The following is a 14,789-nucleotide window of genomic DNA, read 5'->3' as shown; positions in this document are numbered from 1 at the left end:
TCATCGTTCCATGTCTGCCTGCAGGAACGAAGTCTCGTGCACTTGATTCGGTGCACCGTGGCATATAACCAGTATGAGCAACTCACTCGCAGTCATCGGACTGCCCCATGTGCGAGACGCGTTGGCGAGCTTCGGGTTCGAGGTCGTTTCCGGCGACGGGTTCCCCGAGGTCTCTCGGCGCATCCGTGAGGCGGCGGCCACTTCGGCGTTGCCGGTGCTGGTCGAGGATCACAAGCAGATCGGGCTCGAGCAGCTGATTTCCCGCCTGCCCGAAACGGCCCCGGTGGTGATCGTGCGCGGGGCGGACCCGATCCTTGGAGAGACGCGTAGTTCGATCCCGATGGCGTCGAGCCTGGGCGAGTATCTCGGAGCACTCGGCTTCCACGATCTTGACCCGGCGCTGCAGGGCATCCGCGTCGAGGCCGACGGCACGATCCCCCAGCCTCTGCCCGAGACGCCCGCAGTCAGGCAGCAGGGCAACGACTCCACCACGACCGAGCCCGGCTCGTCTGATCGGGCGCCTGTCGAGCCCGTCGAGGACTGGCTGAACGATGAGGACGACGATGCCGCGCACCCGGCGCCGCCCCTCGCAGAGTCTGCGCCCATCACCAAACGCGCCGCAGCGCAGTCGGCGCTGACGGACTGGCTCGAGGATTCCGCCGACGATCCCGAGCCCGCGGCAGCGCTGTCGGACGGCTCGGAAGCGGACGATGAGGAGGAGTTCGACGGGTTCCACTCCCCCACCCCGCAGCAAGGCTCGCGCAGTCCCCGGGTCGAGTCGGAACTGGATGAGAGCGTGCCGGTGTTTCCGGGCAGGCGTCGGATCGCCCTGCCGACCTTCGCCGCCGACACCGACTCGGCACCGATCACCGATCCGGATCCGCAGCTCGACCCTCTGGATGACGAGCTCTTCGACGATCTCTCCGACAGTCTCGAAAGGCCGGGCGTCGAGGGCGAGGTCGATGCCGATACCGCACTGGATGACGTCACCAAGGCCAGTGCCACCAGACGCAGCCGGCGCAGCACCGCCCCCGCCGAAGTGATCGCCTGCTTTTCCGGGAAGGGCGGGGAGGGCAAGTCCACCCTCGCGCTGGCAATTGCGCAGGCGGCCGCCGAAATCGGAGGCAAGTCGGTGTGCCTGATCGACGCGAACCGTGCTCAGGGCGATCTCGGCCTGTACCTGCGGGTACGGACCACGGACCTCCCTTCGATCTACGACGCCGTCATGATCGGTGACCTCGCCTCGGCGATCCTCTCCCCCGAGCAGTTGAACCAGGCACGGCAAGGCCGCGGCGATCACCTCGCGTTCTCGTTCGTCCAGGCGCCCCGCCCGGTCAAGGGCAGCGACGACATCGGTACGGAGATCGCTACGGTCACGGCCGAGCACTACATCGAGGTCCTCCAGATCGCGCGTGGCCGGTTCGACCTGGTCATCATCGACACCCAGATCACCGAAGGCCTGGACTCGACCGGAGTGATCGACCGGGTCATTGCGCCGCTACTGGCCCGCGGTGGCTACGGGGTCGGGATCTGCGAGCTGACCACACCGGGCGTGGAGAACCTGCTCGTGGCGATGGAGTCGCTTCGTCAGCACTGCGCCGAAGCGACGCGGATGATGTCGATCGCGAACAAGGTCCGACCGTCGATCACCGACTACGGCAAGCTGCCGCAGCTGCTGGGCAAGGACTCGTCGTGGAAGGGCTCGATCCACTACGACGACCGCATCTACGACGACCTCGTCGCCCGGCGCATCCCCTACGCGGTCCCCACCCTGTACGGCGTCGTCATGGACGTCCTCCTCGCCGTCACGGGCGATCCGGAGTTCGACCTGCGCGACCCGGGAACGGTGCGCTCTGGGCTCCCGTGGTGGAAGCGGTGGCTGCGCCGATGAACTACGCCACCTCCGCGCAGCTGTGCACACTGCTGGATCAGATGATCTGGGCACGCTGCGCGAAAGAGCAGGCGCGGCCCCGCCACCGAGTGCGGCTGCACGCCTTGCCGCCGACCATGTGGATCCGTCCAGCCCGGGGCGTCGGCGGCCACAAGGCCAACCGGACCGGCACCCTGCCGGCAACCATCGCCTGGCGGGACGGGGCCCTGCGCGCCGCCGACCCAGCCCGAGTGGACTCGGTCGCGGCGGGCTGGAGCGTGGACGCCGCCGGTATCCACCTGGACGGTGCCATCGACCTCGCAGAGGGCCACGGTGAGCTCGGTCGGCCCACGGGCGCGATGTGGCCGACGCACCGGGCACCCTTGCTGTCCGCGTACGAGGCGACGCGACTGCTCGATGAGTTCATCGAGCACGGTGAGCTCGCGCGGTGGACGATGCTCACCCACCTCGAGCGGTTTGCCCACGAGTGCGTCCACCACGTCGCAGACTCGATCTGCCGGGAGATCACCGGCGTCGAGGATCACGAGGCCGCGGGTCGGTTGTTGGATGATCAGCAGCTCGACCTCGTCGTCACCCACGTCGTCTACGGCTCGTCGGGCCCGGACAGTCGCATCCTGCGCTCTCTGGACCGCTGCCTGGACCCGGCGACCACTCGGAACGTCGATCCGATCCGCTACCTCAGCACCCAGATCCGCCGCGATCTCGCCGACCAGGTGCGCGTCGCCGTCGGCGATCCCCAGGTCGGTCCCCGGGTCCGGCGCGTCGCCCGGTCGCTCGGCATCGGCGCCGGCCTCGAGCAGATCATCTCCCGCTACAACGACCTCCACCCCTCCGACCGGGTATCCACGACGCGCGCGATCCGTGCCCTGACGGTCGCCCCATCACTCGAATCCACCGCCGTCCGCACCGTCTTCGAGGCCCGAGATGTCTGAGCACCCCACCGACGAGATCGACATGACCCTGCTCCTTACCGAGCGGCGTGTCGCCAACGCGGCCCGCGGAGAACTCCTGCAACTGATCACCGATGGCACCGTCACCCCGTGGGAAGCCATCGTCGCCGCCGCGGCATCGGGCGAGAAGCCGCTGCTGCGTCTGCGCCTGGACCAGATCATCACCGCCGGCCCGGGGATCGGCGCCGCACGCGCCCGCGCAGTCATCGCCCAGATGCTGCACATCCTCGAGGCCACCGAGTCCCGCACTGCGACCGGACACGTCACCCTCGCCTACGTCCTCGACGAGCAGGCCCGCGGACGGCGCCTGCTGGCGGTGCTGGATGCGTTCATCTCCCACGGCCTGATCCAGGAGGCCCAGGACCTGACCGTGTGGCCAGGTTTCCCTTTCGCCGCCGCCCCGCTTCCCAGGGAGGACGCACGATGACCGCGCTGCTGCTGAACACGACTGCGAGGCTCCGCCGGCGGGCTGATCATCATCGTCGCTGCGATTGCGATCGGGACACGCTCGAGACGCCGTGGAAGGCCGAGATGTGCCAGATACTCCACGCCCGGAACCGGGTCGAGAAGCGCGTCCTTCTCGATGAATTTTTGTACACACATGAAAGCGAAATTGCGCGGGTCCTGAAGAGGGCGCAGCATATCTCGCGTCTGGACTACCACGACAAGGATCTGGTCCTCTCCTATTTCGGAGATGCGCTGATGAGAATGCTCGAAACTCGGTGGAGGGCGAAGTCCGGGCCCGGGACCAGCAGTGTGTTCAACTACTCACGAAACCTGCCGACGATCCTGGAAGCGGAGACGCGGTACTGGATCCGTGAAGACCGACGAAAAGGTCTACTGAACGGAACTGCCGGGGTCCCGGGCGACAGCTCTCACGATCGTCGGGCGAAGATGGTGAAACGTTCCCGTGAACTGTTCGAGGCCGAGCATGCACGCACCCCCTCCGATGCCGAACTCGTCGACTTCCACAACACCCGCATGTACGCGACTCGAAAGGACGCCGCGCGGCAGTCCGTCCTGATCACGATCCGGGGTCTCGGCAGCCTTAGGTCGATCCCGTTGGAGGATCCGTCTCTGTTCGGTGAGGATCGTCTGGCCTGGACGGATGTACCGGATGAGGGGGCGTCTGAGCGCACTGCACGGATTCGGTCGATCGTGGCCGAATGCGCGCGGAGAGACGCCGAACGAGAGGCTACGCGTCTTCGCGCGCCGAAGCGTCAGCCGGTCCCTATGGCGAGCGTGGCGCGGGTGTTCTTCGCGCATCACTGCGAGGGAGAGTTCCCTACGCGAAAGGAGCTGGTCGCAGAGCTCGGCGTGACTGAGCCGGCCAGCCGCCGCGAGATCGGATCACATCTCAATGAAATCCTCGCGATCTCTCGCCGACAGTTCGCGGACTACCGAAACGCCGACTGAACGCCAATATGCACGACTCCTCAAGGGAAGTGTGCCTACACTGTCCGCGCAATCACTCTAATCACTGGAGGTCACAATGGCTCGCAAGACCCAGGTTCTGCTCGTTGACGATATCGATGGTTCGGATGCAACGAACACGGTGACGTTTGGGCTGGACGGCGTCTCGTACGAGATCGACCTGAACGAGGACAACACTCGTCAGCTGCGCTCCGAGATGGAGAAGTGGACCGTTATGGCGCGGCGCACTGGTGGTCGTGCGCAGCGCGGCACCGGTGCCAGCACCGGCGGCGACGCCGCGAAGATCCGCCAGTGGGCGGTCGCGAACGGTTACGAGGTCTCGGAGCGGGGTCGCATTCGCGCCGATGTCCGTGAGGCCTACGCCAAGGCGAACTGACTCCGCACTGTCCTCACTCGGCCCGGCACACCTGGATGGTGCCGGGCCGTGGTGCGTCCGCGCACATCTTGCAGCACGGGTCCGCTGATGAGTGCAGCGCTGCCTTAAGACAATCTTGAGAATGCGTTCGATCTCTCGCGCCATCCTTTCGACCGTACAGGTAAAGGCCCGGCCTACCCTCCGGGGGTATCAGGAGAGCGTGCGCAAAGCCGCGGTAAAATCTTCAAGCAGGGCACCCCATGCCTCCGTAGAACCGCCGAACCAGCCCGTACGTTGGTTTCACTGCCCACGAAATGAGCTGGCGCTTCACTGGTCGCTCTGCCGTCGCTGCGGCACTGACGAAGTCATCGACTCCCTCCCGTCTCGAGGAGGGAAACCTACGGAGTAGAAACATGGCCCATAACAACACCCACCGCGCCTTCGGCCGAGCAGTCACGCCTGTCGGGACCGCTGGCCGCGCGTTGCGGGGCACCGGCGGTGCCGCTGTCCTCGGCACGGTCCTCCTCGGATCCGCTTTCGCCGCGGGCCCGGCTCAGGCCGCCCCCGCCGCGTCGCCCGCCGCACCTGCCATTTCTGCACAGGCTGCTGCGCCGGCGGCGCCGGCCCCGGCACACGCGACGTCCGTCTCCACGGCCGAGAAGCTGCGGTGGGGATCGCAGGGCTCGTCGGTCGAGCAGCTCCAGACGGCACTGAACGAACACGGTGCCTCGCTGTCCGTCGACGGAAAGTTCGGCAAGCTCACCCATGGGGCCGTGAAGGACTTCCAGCGCTCGCATGGCCTGAAGATCGACGGCATCGTGGGCCCCGAGACGCGCGGCGCACTGAACGGCGGCGCATCGACCTCGGGCGGTGGAACCTCTGCTCCCGCCCCCTCGAACTCCGCGACGAACTCGCAGCAGGCGATCGTCGACGCCGCGCGCAGCCAGATCGGGGCCTCCTACTCGTGGGGGACCTCCAAGCCGGGCGTCAGCTTCGACTGCTCGGGCCTGAGCTCCTACGCGTACAAGCAGGCCGGTATCGACCTGCCCCGTACCTCGTCGCAGCAGGTCGCGGCCGGCACCACGATCTCCAAGTCCGAGGCCCAGCCCGGTGACCTCGTGGTGTGGCCCGGCCACCTCGGCATCTACGCCGGTGGCGACACGGTCATCGACGCGGGACGCAGCCCGGGTGCCGTCACGGAGCGGACCATCTGGGGTTCGCCGACCTTCGTCACCTTCCGCTGACCGCACGCCACAACGCCAGCGCAGAGGGAGCCCCGACCAACGGTTGGGGCTCCCTCTGCGTGTAGACGCAGCGTCGTCAGCTGATCGAGGCCAGCATTTCGGCGCAGGCCTGCTCGCAGCGACGACAGGCGTCCGCGCAGACCTTGCAGTGCTCGTGCATGCCGGCGTGCTTCTCGCACTCCTCGGCGCAGGACCGGCACGCCGTCTGACATGCCTCGAGCAGGGCACGGTTGAGGGCGACGTTCTTCCCGGTCTGACGGGACAGGACGCGTCCGGTGGCTTCGCAGACGTCGGCGCAGTCCTGGTTCCGGCGGATGCACTGGGTCAACTCCGCCACCATGTCCTCGGCCAAGCAGGCGTCCGCGCAGGCTGTGCAGGTCTGGGCGCACTCGAAGCAGGCCTCGATGCATGCGGCGAGCTTCTGCTGGTCGATGGTGCCGAGGTCCTTCGGGTAGGTCTGAAGCATTGATGCGACGTGATGGGTCATGGTCCTGCTCCTTCTCGTTCCGAACGGCCCGGCGGATACCAGCCCGCCTCGACGACGATAGCCAGGGCGCCCCGTAGGACGGAAGCGAGTAGACCGTACGTTCGGAGGCAATGCGGGCCGACTGGTCAGCGCGGTGCTCAAGAAGTGAAGATCTGACCTTGAGGAGACCTTGACCTGGGGCGCATAGGCTGGTGCAAAGTGTCCTCTGACTAGGAGAGATTATGCGTTCTCGTCGTTCTTTCGGTCGCCTCGCGGCCGAGTTGAGTCCCGCATAGTGGTGTAGCGCGGTGGCCGCGTGAACGTTTCCGACGTGGACGCGGCCACCGTGTGATCCTTCGAGAAAGCTCTCTACTTCTCACTCGAACGGAGTCATCACGATGACCGCTCCTCATATTGTCGACCCTGCTGGCCTGCTCAGTCACGCCCTGTCCGAGGCGTCGCCCGATCTGATGCGTGATCTGCTGCAGAACACGATCAACATGCTGCTGTCCGCGGACGCCGACCTGGTCGCCGGCGCCGAGTACGGTCGCCCCGCCCCGGACCGCACCACCCAGCGCAACGGGTACCGCCACCGCGAGCTCGACACCCGCGTCGGTACCCTCGACGTGGCCGTGCCCAAGCTCCGCTCGGGCACCTATTTCCCGCATTGGCTGCTCGAGCGCCGCAAGCGCGCCGAGGCCGCGCTGATCACCGTGATCGCGGACTGCTACCTCGCCGGCGTCTCCACCCGCCGGATGGACAAGCTCGTCAAGACTTTGGGCATCGACGGGCTCTCGAAGTCGCAGGTCTCCCGGATGGCAGCCGAGCTGGATGAGCAGGTCAAAGCGTTCCGCCACCGGCCCCTGGACGAGTCGGGGCCGTTCACCTTCGTGGCCGCCGACGCGCTGTCGATGAAGGTCCGCGAGGGCGGACGCGTCATAGGCGCGGTGGTGCTGGTCGCCACCGGCGTCAACAACGACGGCCACCGCGAATGCCTGGGCATGCAGGTCGCCACCAGCGAGACCGCGGCGGCGTGGAACACGTTCTTCGCCGACCTCGTCGCCCGCGGCCTCACGGGAGTGCGTCTGGTGACCAGCGATGCCCACCGCGGGCTCACCGAGGCGATCGCGGCGAACCTGCCCGGCACGAGCTGGCAGCGGTGCCGCACCCACTACGCCGCGAACCTGATGAGCGCGTGCCCGAAGACGGCGTGGCCAGCAGTGAAGGCCGGGCTGCATGCGGTCTATGACCAGCCCGACGCGGCCTCGGTCAACGCTCAGTTCGACCGGCTGCTGGAACAGACCAGCGAACGCTGGCCCGACCTCGCCGACCACCTCGCCGGAGCCCGGGAGGACCTGCTGGCCTTCACCAGCTTCCCCAAAGAGATCTGGCGTCAGATCTGGTCGAACAACCCCCAAGAGCGACTGAACCGCGAGATCCGCCGCCGCACCGACGCGGTCAGCATCTTCCCCAACCGCGCCGCAGTCACCCGGCTCGTCGGCGCGGTCCTGGCCGAGCAGACCGACGAATGGTTAGAGGGACGCCGCTACCTCGGCCTCGACGTCCTCCGCCGCTCCCAGCTCCTCCTGGTCACCACCAGCCCCGACCACCAGGAGGTAACCCCCACAGACCACCCGGACACCCTCACCGCCTGACCCCTACCCCGGAACATCGAAGGAAAACACCGCTACACCACTACCCAGGACTTGACCCGCGGCCGTCGTCTTCACCGGTGCGATTGTGTTTGCCGGATGCACCGACAACGGGTCTGACGACGGTCAGACATCGGGTGGGTCCGAGGCATCGGAGGCGTCCGATGGTGGTGGCAACGGGGGCATGGAGCACCCGATGGATGGCGGCCCAGCGCCTGAGGGGATGGTGCCCGCGGAGGATCCCGAGTTCCCGGTCGGCACGGAAGTGACACTCACGGCGGACCACATGGAGGGCATGGAGGGGGCGACGGCGACGATCTCCGGTGCCTTCGACACCACGACCTACTCGGTCAGCTTCACCCCGACCGATGGCGGCGAGCCGGTCACCGACCACAAATGGGTCGTTCACGAGGAGCTCGAGAACCCGGGCGACGCACCGCTGGCGGAGGGCACCGAAGTGGTCATCACCGCCGACCACATGACGGGCATGGAGGGCGCTGAAGCCACCATCGACAGTGCCACCGAGGAGACCGTGTACATGGTCGACTACGAGGCCGACGGGATGATGATGACGAACCACAAGTGGGTCGTCGAGAGCGAGATCGAGCCTGCGTGATGACCACCCCGTCGTACCTTCGAGGCCCGCGCGCCTCCTCCGGGGGTGGGCCCCGTCGTCGTACCGTGCGGCTGCCCCGGCGATCGCTCGTGATCGGTGCCGTCCTGTTCCCGCTCGTGGTCGCCGGTTGCGGGACCGGCGGGTCCGAGCCCGCATCCGTCACGGGTGATCAGGAGCTGCTCCGGGAACATGGCTTCGCCGACGCGGACGCGCACGAGATCATCGACCGTCTCGAGGCGCTCCCGGTGGCCGAGCGACCACAGAACCTGATCGCCAGCGTCACTGCGACGTCCCTCCAGCTCCGAGACGATGCAGGGCGCGAGGCCGAGCTCCCCCTTCCGCAGGATCAGTTCTATCTGTCGGTGGCCCCGTTCGTGGAGACCACGCACGAGTGCGCGTTCCACAGTCTGACGACGTGCCGCGGGGAGCTGCGCAGCCGCGAGATCTCCGCGAGCGTGGTCGACAGCAGCTCGGGCGAGATCCTCGAGGAGGGCACTCGCACCACACATGACAACGGGTTCCTCGGTTTCTGGCTGCCGCGCGGGATCACCGCGGAGCTCACGTGCACCCTCGAGGACTACGCGGGGGGCGCGTCCATCTCGACCCAGGCGGAGGATGATCTGACCTGTCTGACCAGTCTCCAGCTGACGTGAGCCGACGAAGCATCCGCACCGCACTTCGACGCCCCGTCATCGACCCAGTCGTGCGGAGCGGGGCTCGGCCCGGCCCGAGTCGGCGGACCACGCTCCGACTGGGCGGCGGTCTGCTCGTCCTTGCTCCCTTTCTTGCGGCGTGCAGCGGTTCCTCGGATGCGGCGAGTGAGGCGAACGCCGGGTATGTCTCCGGTGATGGTGTTGTCGTCGAGATCCCCCCGGAGGGACGCGCCGCTCCTCTGGAGATCCGGGGAACGACGTACAGCGCAGACGACTTCGACTCCACGGCGCTGCGCGGTGCACCGTTGGTGATCAACGTCTGGTACGCCTCGTGTCCACCGTGCCGGGTCGAAGGTCCAGCGTTGAAGGCAGTGCATAGCGAATATGGCGCCCAGGGGGTGGAGTTCGTGGGAGTGAACACCCGCGACAAGGCCGGACCGGCCGCCGCGTTCGAGGAGACCTTCGGCATCACCTATCCCTCGATCCCGGACCCCGACGGGGTCGTGATCGCGTCCATGGACGGCAGCGTCTCGCCCAACGCCGTCCCCACGACATTGATCCTCGATGCTGAAGGACGAGTAGCCGCCCGGATCACGGGCGCTGCCGATCAGAGCACCCTCGAGAGTCTCCTGGAGACCGTGCTGGCGGAGGCCGCCTGATGGGTGAACTCTTCGCCACCACCGTGTTGAGTGGACCCCTGGCCGCAGCCCTGCTCCTGTCGACAGTTGCCGGTCTGGTCGCGTTTCTCTCCCCGTGCGTACTCCCGGTGGTCCCTGGCTACCTTGGATACATCACCGGCCTCACCGGAGACAACGCCGGACCGCGCCGCACCAGCGATCCTGGGGAGCGTCCGTGGCGCCTGGTCGCCGGAGCGGTGCTGTTCGTGGCCGGATTCACTGCGGTGTTCCTGGTCATCGGCGGATTCGTCGGCGCCCTCGGGTCATTGATGGTCCAGTACATGAGCGCGATCAATCGGATCGCCGGGGTGCTGGTCATCCTCATGGGCCTGGTGTTCGTGGGAATCTTCCCCCGTCTCTCCGGTGAGAAACGGATCCGGAAGCGCCCCGATGCCGGACTCGCCGGCGCACCCCTGCTCGGGATCACGTTCGGCTTCTCCTGGACCCCGTGCATCGGACCGACGTTCGCCGCGGTCGCCGCACTCAGCCTCGGTGAGGCCTCCGCGAGCCGCGGCGCGCTCCTGGCTTTCGGCTATGCGATCGGGCTTGGGGTTCCGTTCATCCTCTTCGCCCTCGTGTTCCGGCGCGCCCTCGGCATCTCCAAAGTGCTGTCCCGGCATCGCCGCATGCTGCAGATCATCGGTGGCTGCGTGCTCATCGCCATCGGACTCCTGCTGGTCACCGGCGTGTGGGAGCAGTGGATGGCACTGCTGCAGGTACGGATCGGCAACTTCACCACGATCGTCTGAGGGGTGCAGTGCGGCGGGCTCAGCGGCCTGCGGTCGCTCGGGGAAGCCGGATGGTGAATGTGGCTCCCTGTCCGGGGCCCTCACTGGCTGCGGCCATGGTCCCGCCGTGCGCATCGATCAGGGCTCGACTGATCGTCAGGCCGATACCCGATCCGGAGTTCTCACGGGTGCGGGAGCTGTCGGCGCGGAAGAACCGTTCGAACAGGCGTGAGCTGTCCTCATTGGTGAACCCCTCGCCGTCATCCGTTACCGCGATCTCCACCGTGCTGCCGTGGGTGGCCGACGAGACCGTGACTGTGCCTCTGGGTGACGTGTGCCGCAGAGCATTGCTCAGTAGGTTCCCGAGCACTTGAGCGAGGCGGTCGGGATCTGCGTGAATCGTCGCAGAGTGGCGCAGGGCCATTTCTCGTCGCAATGCCACCCCGGCCGTCTCGAACCGCTCCTCCCACTCCCGGAGTATCGACTCCAGCAGGTGATCGACGGCGAGGGGGCGCAGCTCCACCGGGAGCTGGCCCTCCTCGGCACGAGACACTTCACTGATGTCGTCAGCCAACCGCGACAGGCGCATGGTCTGGCTGGCGAGGATGGGCATGGCCATCTCGGGTTCGATGACACCATCGGCCATCGCCTCGTGATGCGCCGAGAGGGCGGCGATCGGAGTGCGCAGCTCATGGGCGAGGTCGGAGAGCAGTTGGCGTCGGCTCTCTTCGACGGCATCCAGGCGTGCTGCCATGTCGTTGAGCGTGGCGGCCAGCGAGTCCAGCTCGGTCCCGGCTCCGACGGAGGGCACGCGCGTGGAGTAGTGGCCGCGGGCCAGTTTATCGACAGCCGAGGTGAGGCCGTGAAGCGTCTGGCGGAGTCGTCGTGCCAAGTTCCAGGTGACCAGTCCCGCGGCCAGGAGGGAGACCACCAGTCCGACGCCGAGGGCGAGGGCGAGTGCGTCGCGGTAGGCGCGTTCGATGTGGACGAGTTCGGCGCTGCCCACGGGGAGGTCGGTCTGGAGCAGGTGGTAGTGGAAGACGGCGGGCCCGATGATCACCGTCAGCGCCGTGATGGTGAGTGCGCCGGCGAGCAGCACGATGAGTTGGCCGATCATCAGGCGCGAGGCCAAGCTGGTGCCGCCGCGAACCGTTCGCACAGATGTACCCGGTGCAGTCACGAGCTCATCCCTTTCCCATCCGGTATCCGATACCGCGCACCGTGGTGACGAACCGTGCAGTTTCAGCCGTCTCGTCGAGCTTTCGTCGGAGGTTGGCGATGTGCACGTCGACGAGATGGTCATCCCCGATCCAGCTGTCGCCCCAGACGGCCTCCATCAGCTGTCGGCGACTGAAGGCCTGGCCAGGACTGAGCGCCAGGGTCATCAGAAGTCCTCTCTCAGTGGGGGTCAGCGGGAGTGGCAGGCCGGCGAGGCGCACCTCCTGGGCAGCCGTGTCGATCTCGAGCTCTCCGTACGTGCGCACGGTGTCCGAAGACGCCGTCCCGGATTCGGCGCGGGGCCTGCGCAGTACGGTCTGAACTCGGGCGACGAGCTCACGCACGCTGAACGGTTTGGTGAGGTAGTCGTCCGCGCCCACCGACAGGCCCACCAGGCGATCCACCTCCTCTGACCGTGCCGTCGTGATCAGCACGTAGCAGTCGGAGAAGGCGCGGATCCTGCGCATCACCTCTAGACCGTCGAGCCCAGGCAGGCCGAGGTCGAGGATGATCACGTCCGGCGACAAGGCATGGGCCATCTCCACCGCTTCCGGCCCGTTCCGCGCGCTCGCAGTCGCGTGGCCGGCCTTCACCAGATACGCCTGGACCACATCCGACAGCGCGGCTTCGTCCTCGACAACGAGAACCATCGCTGCTGCTCGATCCGTTTCATTCCTCATGGCTCCAGTCTGGTCTTCGTTCCTGGAGATCGCGCGTCTACAGAGGTGCAGGCGGACTATCTGGACCAGATCTTGAGGAACTCTCGACGAGAACTTCGCCCGCCCCGGGGAACCTGGTGGGGACCACGTCGCGTACGAACTCGACCCACCAAGGAGACCCTCGATGATGCCTACCGATGCGATGTCGTGGCTGGTATGGGTGATCGTCGCCGGTCTGCTCGCCCTCCTCTGGGCCTCGGCGCTGCTGCTGGCACGCACCGTGTTGCCCGGGCGCCCCCGACGCGCTCGGGACGAGAACGAGGCGATCGGGGAACTCTCGCTGCGCCTGGCTCGAGGAGAGATCACGGCCGATGAGTTCGAGCAACGACGACGGCTGGTCTTGGACGCCTTTCGGCCATGACACCACCCCTCGCTCTAGAAGGACTGCACCTGTGAAGACTTTTTCCCGCCGCACCGTGTTCTCCGGAGGCCTCGGCGCGGCAGCACTGACGCTCGCGGCATGTGGCGACCGAGCCGCTCCGACCGAAGTTGGAGGCTTCGCACCGCCTCCTGCCCTGACGCCGAAAGCCGGTCAGAACGTCGTCACCCAGACCCTCGCCGCGGCGCCGACGACGGTGGACCTCGGAGGGAAGACGGTCTCGACCTGGGCATACGGCGAGTCCCTCCCCGGGCCGCTGATCCGCGCCACGGCCGGGGATCTGCTGCGCATCACGCTCGAGAACCGCCTGCCCGAGGCCTCCACGATCCACTGGCACGGCATCCGACTGCACAACGCAGCCGACGGGGTGCCCGGAATGACCCAGGACCCGGTCGAGCCAGACACCTCTTTCAGCTACGAGTTCGTCGCCCCCGACCCCGGCACCTACTTCCTCCACTCCCACGTCGGCCTGCAGCTGGACCGCGGGCTCTACGCACCGCTGATCATCGACGATCCCGACGAACCCGGTGACTACGATGCGGAATGGATCGTGACCCTCGATGACTGGATCGATGGCACCGGACAGACCCCCGACGAGGTCCTGGCCGCGCTGACCGGCGCCCGGCCTTCGGATGGCGGCGGCATGGACCACGGCGACATGCCCATGGGCGACGACGGACCTGGCGGCATGGACCACGGCGGCATGCCGATGGGGAACGCACCCTGGGGCGACGCCGGTGACGTGGCCTACCCCCACTTCCTCATCAACGGCCGGATCCCCGAAGCACCGCAGATCTTCGACGCGAAGCCCGGCCAGCGCGTGCGCATCCGCATGATCAACGCCTCCGCCGACACCATCTTCGCCCTCGCGCTCGGCGACCACGACCTCTCCGTCACCCAATCGGACGGATTCCCCGTCGAACCGGTCACCGCCAAGGCGCTCTATCTCGGCATGGGCGAACGGTACGACGTGGTGGTCACCGTGAAGGACGGCATGTTCCCTCTGGTGGCCCGTCCCGTCGGGAAACCCAGCGGCGGCCAAGGGCTCGCCGTGCTGAGGACCGGTGCCGGGGAAGCGCCCGCTGCGGACGTCCAGGTCCGGGAGCTCGATGGGGAGGTCCTCATCGGATCCACTCTGGAACCGGCCGAGGCCGCGCGACTCGAGGACCGCGCCGTCGACACCGAGCTCGAGCTCGCGTTCCAAGGCTCGATGCGGCCGTACCAATGGGCCATCAACGGCGCCCCCTACGGGCAGAACACGCCACTCAGCATCCGCGAGGGACAGCGTGCGCGCATCCTCGCGACCAACCAGACGATGATGAGCCACCCCCTCCACATCCACGGGCATACCTTCGCCCTGCCGTCGGGGCTCCGGAAGGACACGGTGATGCTCGCGCCTATGGAATCGTTCGCCCTCGACTTCGATGCGGACAATCCGGGCCGGTGGGCAGCGCACTGCCACAACGCGTACCACCAGGAGGTCGGCATGATGACCGGCATCGACTACGCGCCCTGACGCCGTACGGCCACGCCCCCGAGGGCGCCACGGTGAGACCGGCTGCGTCACTGCGATCGATTCGACCGACCGTCACCTCATCGTCCGCGGCGTTCACGAACAGACGTGTGCCAGCGACCAACCTGCTCGCCGGAAGGCCCGCATGGAGCGTGCCTTCCCGTTGTCCCCCGCCAGGGGAGACCCTCCGACGTTGTCGGGGGCTCTCCGAGGTGACCGACCTCCAGGTGAGCGCCCAGACGGTTCGCCTCGTCGTCACCTCCGAGAACGAAATCGACGACACCACGGTCCTCG

At 67.2% G+C, this 14,789-nt stretch carries 16 protein-coding genes; 13 read left to right on the top strand and 3 right to left on the bottom strand.

The window, feature by feature from the left end; all coding sequences use genetic code 11:
- Positions 1-73: 73 nt before the first annotated feature.
- From JOF44_RS01570 to JOF44_RS01545, 6 genes are all read left to right on the top strand, one after another.
- The gene (locus JOF44_RS01570) at positions 74-1,891 is read left to right on the top strand and encodes a nucleotide-binding protein (RefSeq protein WP_209886493.1); all 1,818 of its coding nucleotides are present in this window, start codon (positions 74-76) and stop codon (positions 1,889-1,891) included.
- A complete protein-coding gene (locus JOF44_RS01565; protein WP_209886492.1) occupies positions 1,876-2,823 on the top strand; it encodes a hypothetical protein in 948 nt (315 codons plus the stop codon). The genes JOF44_RS01570 and JOF44_RS01565 overlap by 16 nt, the downstream gene beginning before the upstream one ends.
- Complete coding sequence (locus JOF44_RS01560) at positions 2,816-3,268, top strand: hypothetical protein (RefSeq protein WP_209886489.1); 453 nt, start codon at positions 2,816-2,818, stop codon at positions 3,266-3,268. The genes JOF44_RS01565 and JOF44_RS01560 overlap by 8 nt, the downstream gene beginning before the upstream one ends.
- Positions 3,265-4,257 (top strand): hypothetical protein, encoded by a 993-nt coding sequence (locus tag JOF44_RS01555; RefSeq protein WP_209886486.1) that lies wholly within the window; start codon positions 3,265-3,267, stop codon positions 4,255-4,257. The genes JOF44_RS01560 and JOF44_RS01555 overlap by 4 nt, the downstream gene beginning before the upstream one ends.
- Before the next feature lie 76 nt (positions 4,258-4,333).
- Positions 4,334-4,651 carry a histone-like nucleoid-structuring protein Lsr2 gene (locus JOF44_RS01550; protein ID WP_010534546.1) on the top strand — a complete coding sequence of 106 codons (318 nt, stop codon included), beginning with the start codon at positions 4,334-4,336 and terminating at the stop codon, positions 4,649-4,651.
- 392 nt (positions 4,652-5,043) lie between these two features.
- On the top strand, positions 5,044-5,874 hold the full coding sequence (locus JOF44_RS01545) for a C40 family peptidase (RefSeq protein ID WP_209886482.1): 831 nt from the start codon (positions 5,044-5,046) through the stop codon (positions 5,872-5,874).
- A gap of 76 nt (positions 5,875-5,950) precedes the next feature.
- On the opposite strand, the gene JOF44_RS01540 is transcribed toward JOF44_RS01545, so the two are convergent.
- On the bottom strand, positions 5,951-6,361 hold the full coding sequence (locus JOF44_RS01540) for a four-helix bundle copper-binding protein (protein ID WP_209886479.1): 411 nt from the start codon (positions 6,359-6,361) through the stop codon (positions 5,951-5,953).
- A 377-nt stretch (positions 6,362-6,738) separates the two neighbouring features.
- Here JOF44_RS01540 and JOF44_RS01535 point away from each other — a divergent pair, with 377 nt between their 5' ends.
- The 5 genes from JOF44_RS01535 (at position 6,739) to JOF44_RS01515 (ending at position 10,687) form a co-directional block, all read left to right on the top strand.
- Positions 6,739-7,995: an IS256 family transposase gene (locus JOF44_RS01535; RefSeq protein ID WP_209886477.1), complete on the top strand. Its 1,257-nt coding sequence runs from the start codon at positions 6,739-6,741 to the stop codon at positions 7,993-7,995.
- Between the two features lie 82 nt (positions 7,996-8,077).
- Entirely contained in the window at positions 8,078-8,608 is a 531-nt protein-coding gene (locus JOF44_RS01530) for a YdhK family protein (RefSeq protein WP_209895594.1), read from the top strand.
- A complete protein-coding gene (locus JOF44_RS01525; protein WP_245348815.1) occupies positions 8,608-9,261 on the top strand; it encodes a CueP family metal-binding protein in 654 nt (217 codons plus the stop codon). Before JOF44_RS01530 ends, JOF44_RS01525 begins: the two co-directional genes overlap by 1 nt.
- A 38-nt stretch (positions 9,262-9,299) precedes the next feature.
- Entirely contained in the window at positions 9,300-9,920 is a 621-nt protein-coding gene (locus JOF44_RS01520; RefSeq protein ID WP_377785321.1) for a TlpA family protein disulfide reductase, read from the top strand.
- Positions 9,920-10,687, top strand: coding sequence for a cytochrome c biogenesis CcdA family protein (locus JOF44_RS01515; protein WP_209886474.1), 768 nt, complete (start codon positions 9,920-9,922; stop codon positions 10,685-10,687). The genes JOF44_RS01520 and JOF44_RS01515 overlap by 1 nt, the downstream gene beginning before the upstream one ends.
- A gap of 19 nt (positions 10,688-10,706) precedes the next feature.
- Here the strand turns inward: JOF44_RS01515 and JOF44_RS01510 are convergent, their stop codons facing one another.
- Together JOF44_RS01510 and JOF44_RS01505 are read right to left on the bottom strand one after the other, a co-directional pair.
- Positions 10,707-11,783, bottom strand: a complete 1,077-nt coding sequence (locus JOF44_RS01510; protein WP_209895590.1) for a sensor histidine kinase — start codon at positions 11,781-11,783, stop codon at positions 10,707-10,709.
- 67 nt (positions 11,784-11,850) lie between these two features.
- On the bottom strand, positions 11,851-12,564 hold the full coding sequence (locus tag JOF44_RS01505) for a response regulator transcription factor (protein ID WP_245348814.1): 714 nt from the start codon (positions 12,562-12,564) through the stop codon (positions 11,851-11,853).
- A gap of 163 nt (positions 12,565-12,727) precedes the next feature.
- On the opposite strand from JOF44_RS01505, the gene JOF44_RS01500 reads away from it, so the two are divergent.
- Entirely contained in the window at positions 12,728-12,964 is a 237-nt protein-coding gene (locus JOF44_RS01500; protein ID WP_209886471.1) for an SHOCT domain-containing protein, read from the top strand.
- Between the two features lie 31 nt (positions 12,965-12,995).
- Positions 12,996-14,498, top strand: coding sequence for a multicopper oxidase family protein (locus tag JOF44_RS01495; RefSeq protein ID WP_209886469.1), 1,503 nt, complete (start codon positions 12,996-12,998; stop codon positions 14,496-14,498).
- The last annotated feature ends 291 nt before the right edge of the window (positions 14,499-14,789 follow it).

Origin of the sequence: Brachybacterium fresconis (genome assembly GCF_017876515.1) — a bacterium.
In the GTDB taxonomy this organism is placed as follows: Bacteria; Actinomycetota; Actinomycetes; order Actinomycetales; family Dermabacteraceae; genus Brachybacterium; species Brachybacterium fresconis.
The sequence above is the reverse complement of the archived record's forward strand: the minus strand, read 5'-3'. Positions and strand labels throughout refer to the sequence as shown.

What these genes read in the sequence shown, in the direction of transcription:
- JOF44_RS01570 (WP_209886493.1), top strand. Translation starts at nt 74, where the DNA reads ATGAGCAACTCACTCGCAGTCATCGGACTGCCCCATGTGCGAGACGCG.
- JOF44_RS01560 (WP_209886489.1), top strand. Translation starts at nt 2,816, where the DNA reads ATGTCTGAGCACCCCACCGACGAGATCGACATGACCCTGCTCCTTACC.
- JOF44_RS01555 (WP_209886486.1), top strand. Translation starts at nt 3,265, where the DNA reads ATGACCGCGCTGCTGCTGAACACGACTGCGAGGCTCCGCCGGCGGGCT.
- JOF44_RS01550 (WP_010534546.1), top strand. Translation starts at nt 4,334, where the DNA reads ATGGCTCGCAAGACCCAGGTTCTGCTCGTTGACGATATCGATGGTTCG.
- JOF44_RS01545 (WP_209886482.1), top strand. Translation starts at nt 5,044, where the DNA reads ATGGCCCATAACAACACCCACCGCGCCTTCGGCCGAGCAGTCACGCCT.
- JOF44_RS01540 (WP_209886479.1), bottom strand. Translation starts at nt 6,361, where the DNA reads ATGACCCATCACGTCGCATCAATGCTTCAGACCTACCCGAAGGACCTC.
- JOF44_RS01535 (WP_209886477.1), top strand. Translation starts at nt 6,739, where the DNA reads ATGACCGCTCCTCATATTGTCGACCCTGCTGGCCTGCTCAGTCACGCC.
- JOF44_RS01525 (WP_245348815.1), top strand. Translation starts at nt 8,608, where the DNA reads ATGACCACCCCGTCGTACCTTCGAGGCCCGCGCGCCTCCTCCGGGGGT.
- JOF44_RS01515 (WP_209886474.1), top strand. Translation starts at nt 9,920, where the DNA reads ATGGGTGAACTCTTCGCCACCACCGTGTTGAGTGGACCCCTGGCCGCA.
- JOF44_RS01510 (WP_209895590.1), bottom strand. Translation starts at nt 11,783, where the DNA reads ATGATCGGCCAACTCATCGTGCTGCTCGCCGGCGCACTCACCATCACG.
- JOF44_RS01505 (WP_245348814.1), bottom strand. Translation starts at nt 12,564, where the DNA reads ATGAGGAATGAAACGGATCGAGCAGCAGCGATGGTTCTCGTTGTCGAG.
- JOF44_RS01500 (WP_209886471.1), top strand. Translation starts at nt 12,728, where the DNA reads ATGATGCCTACCGATGCGATGTCGTGGCTGGTATGGGTGATCGTCGCC.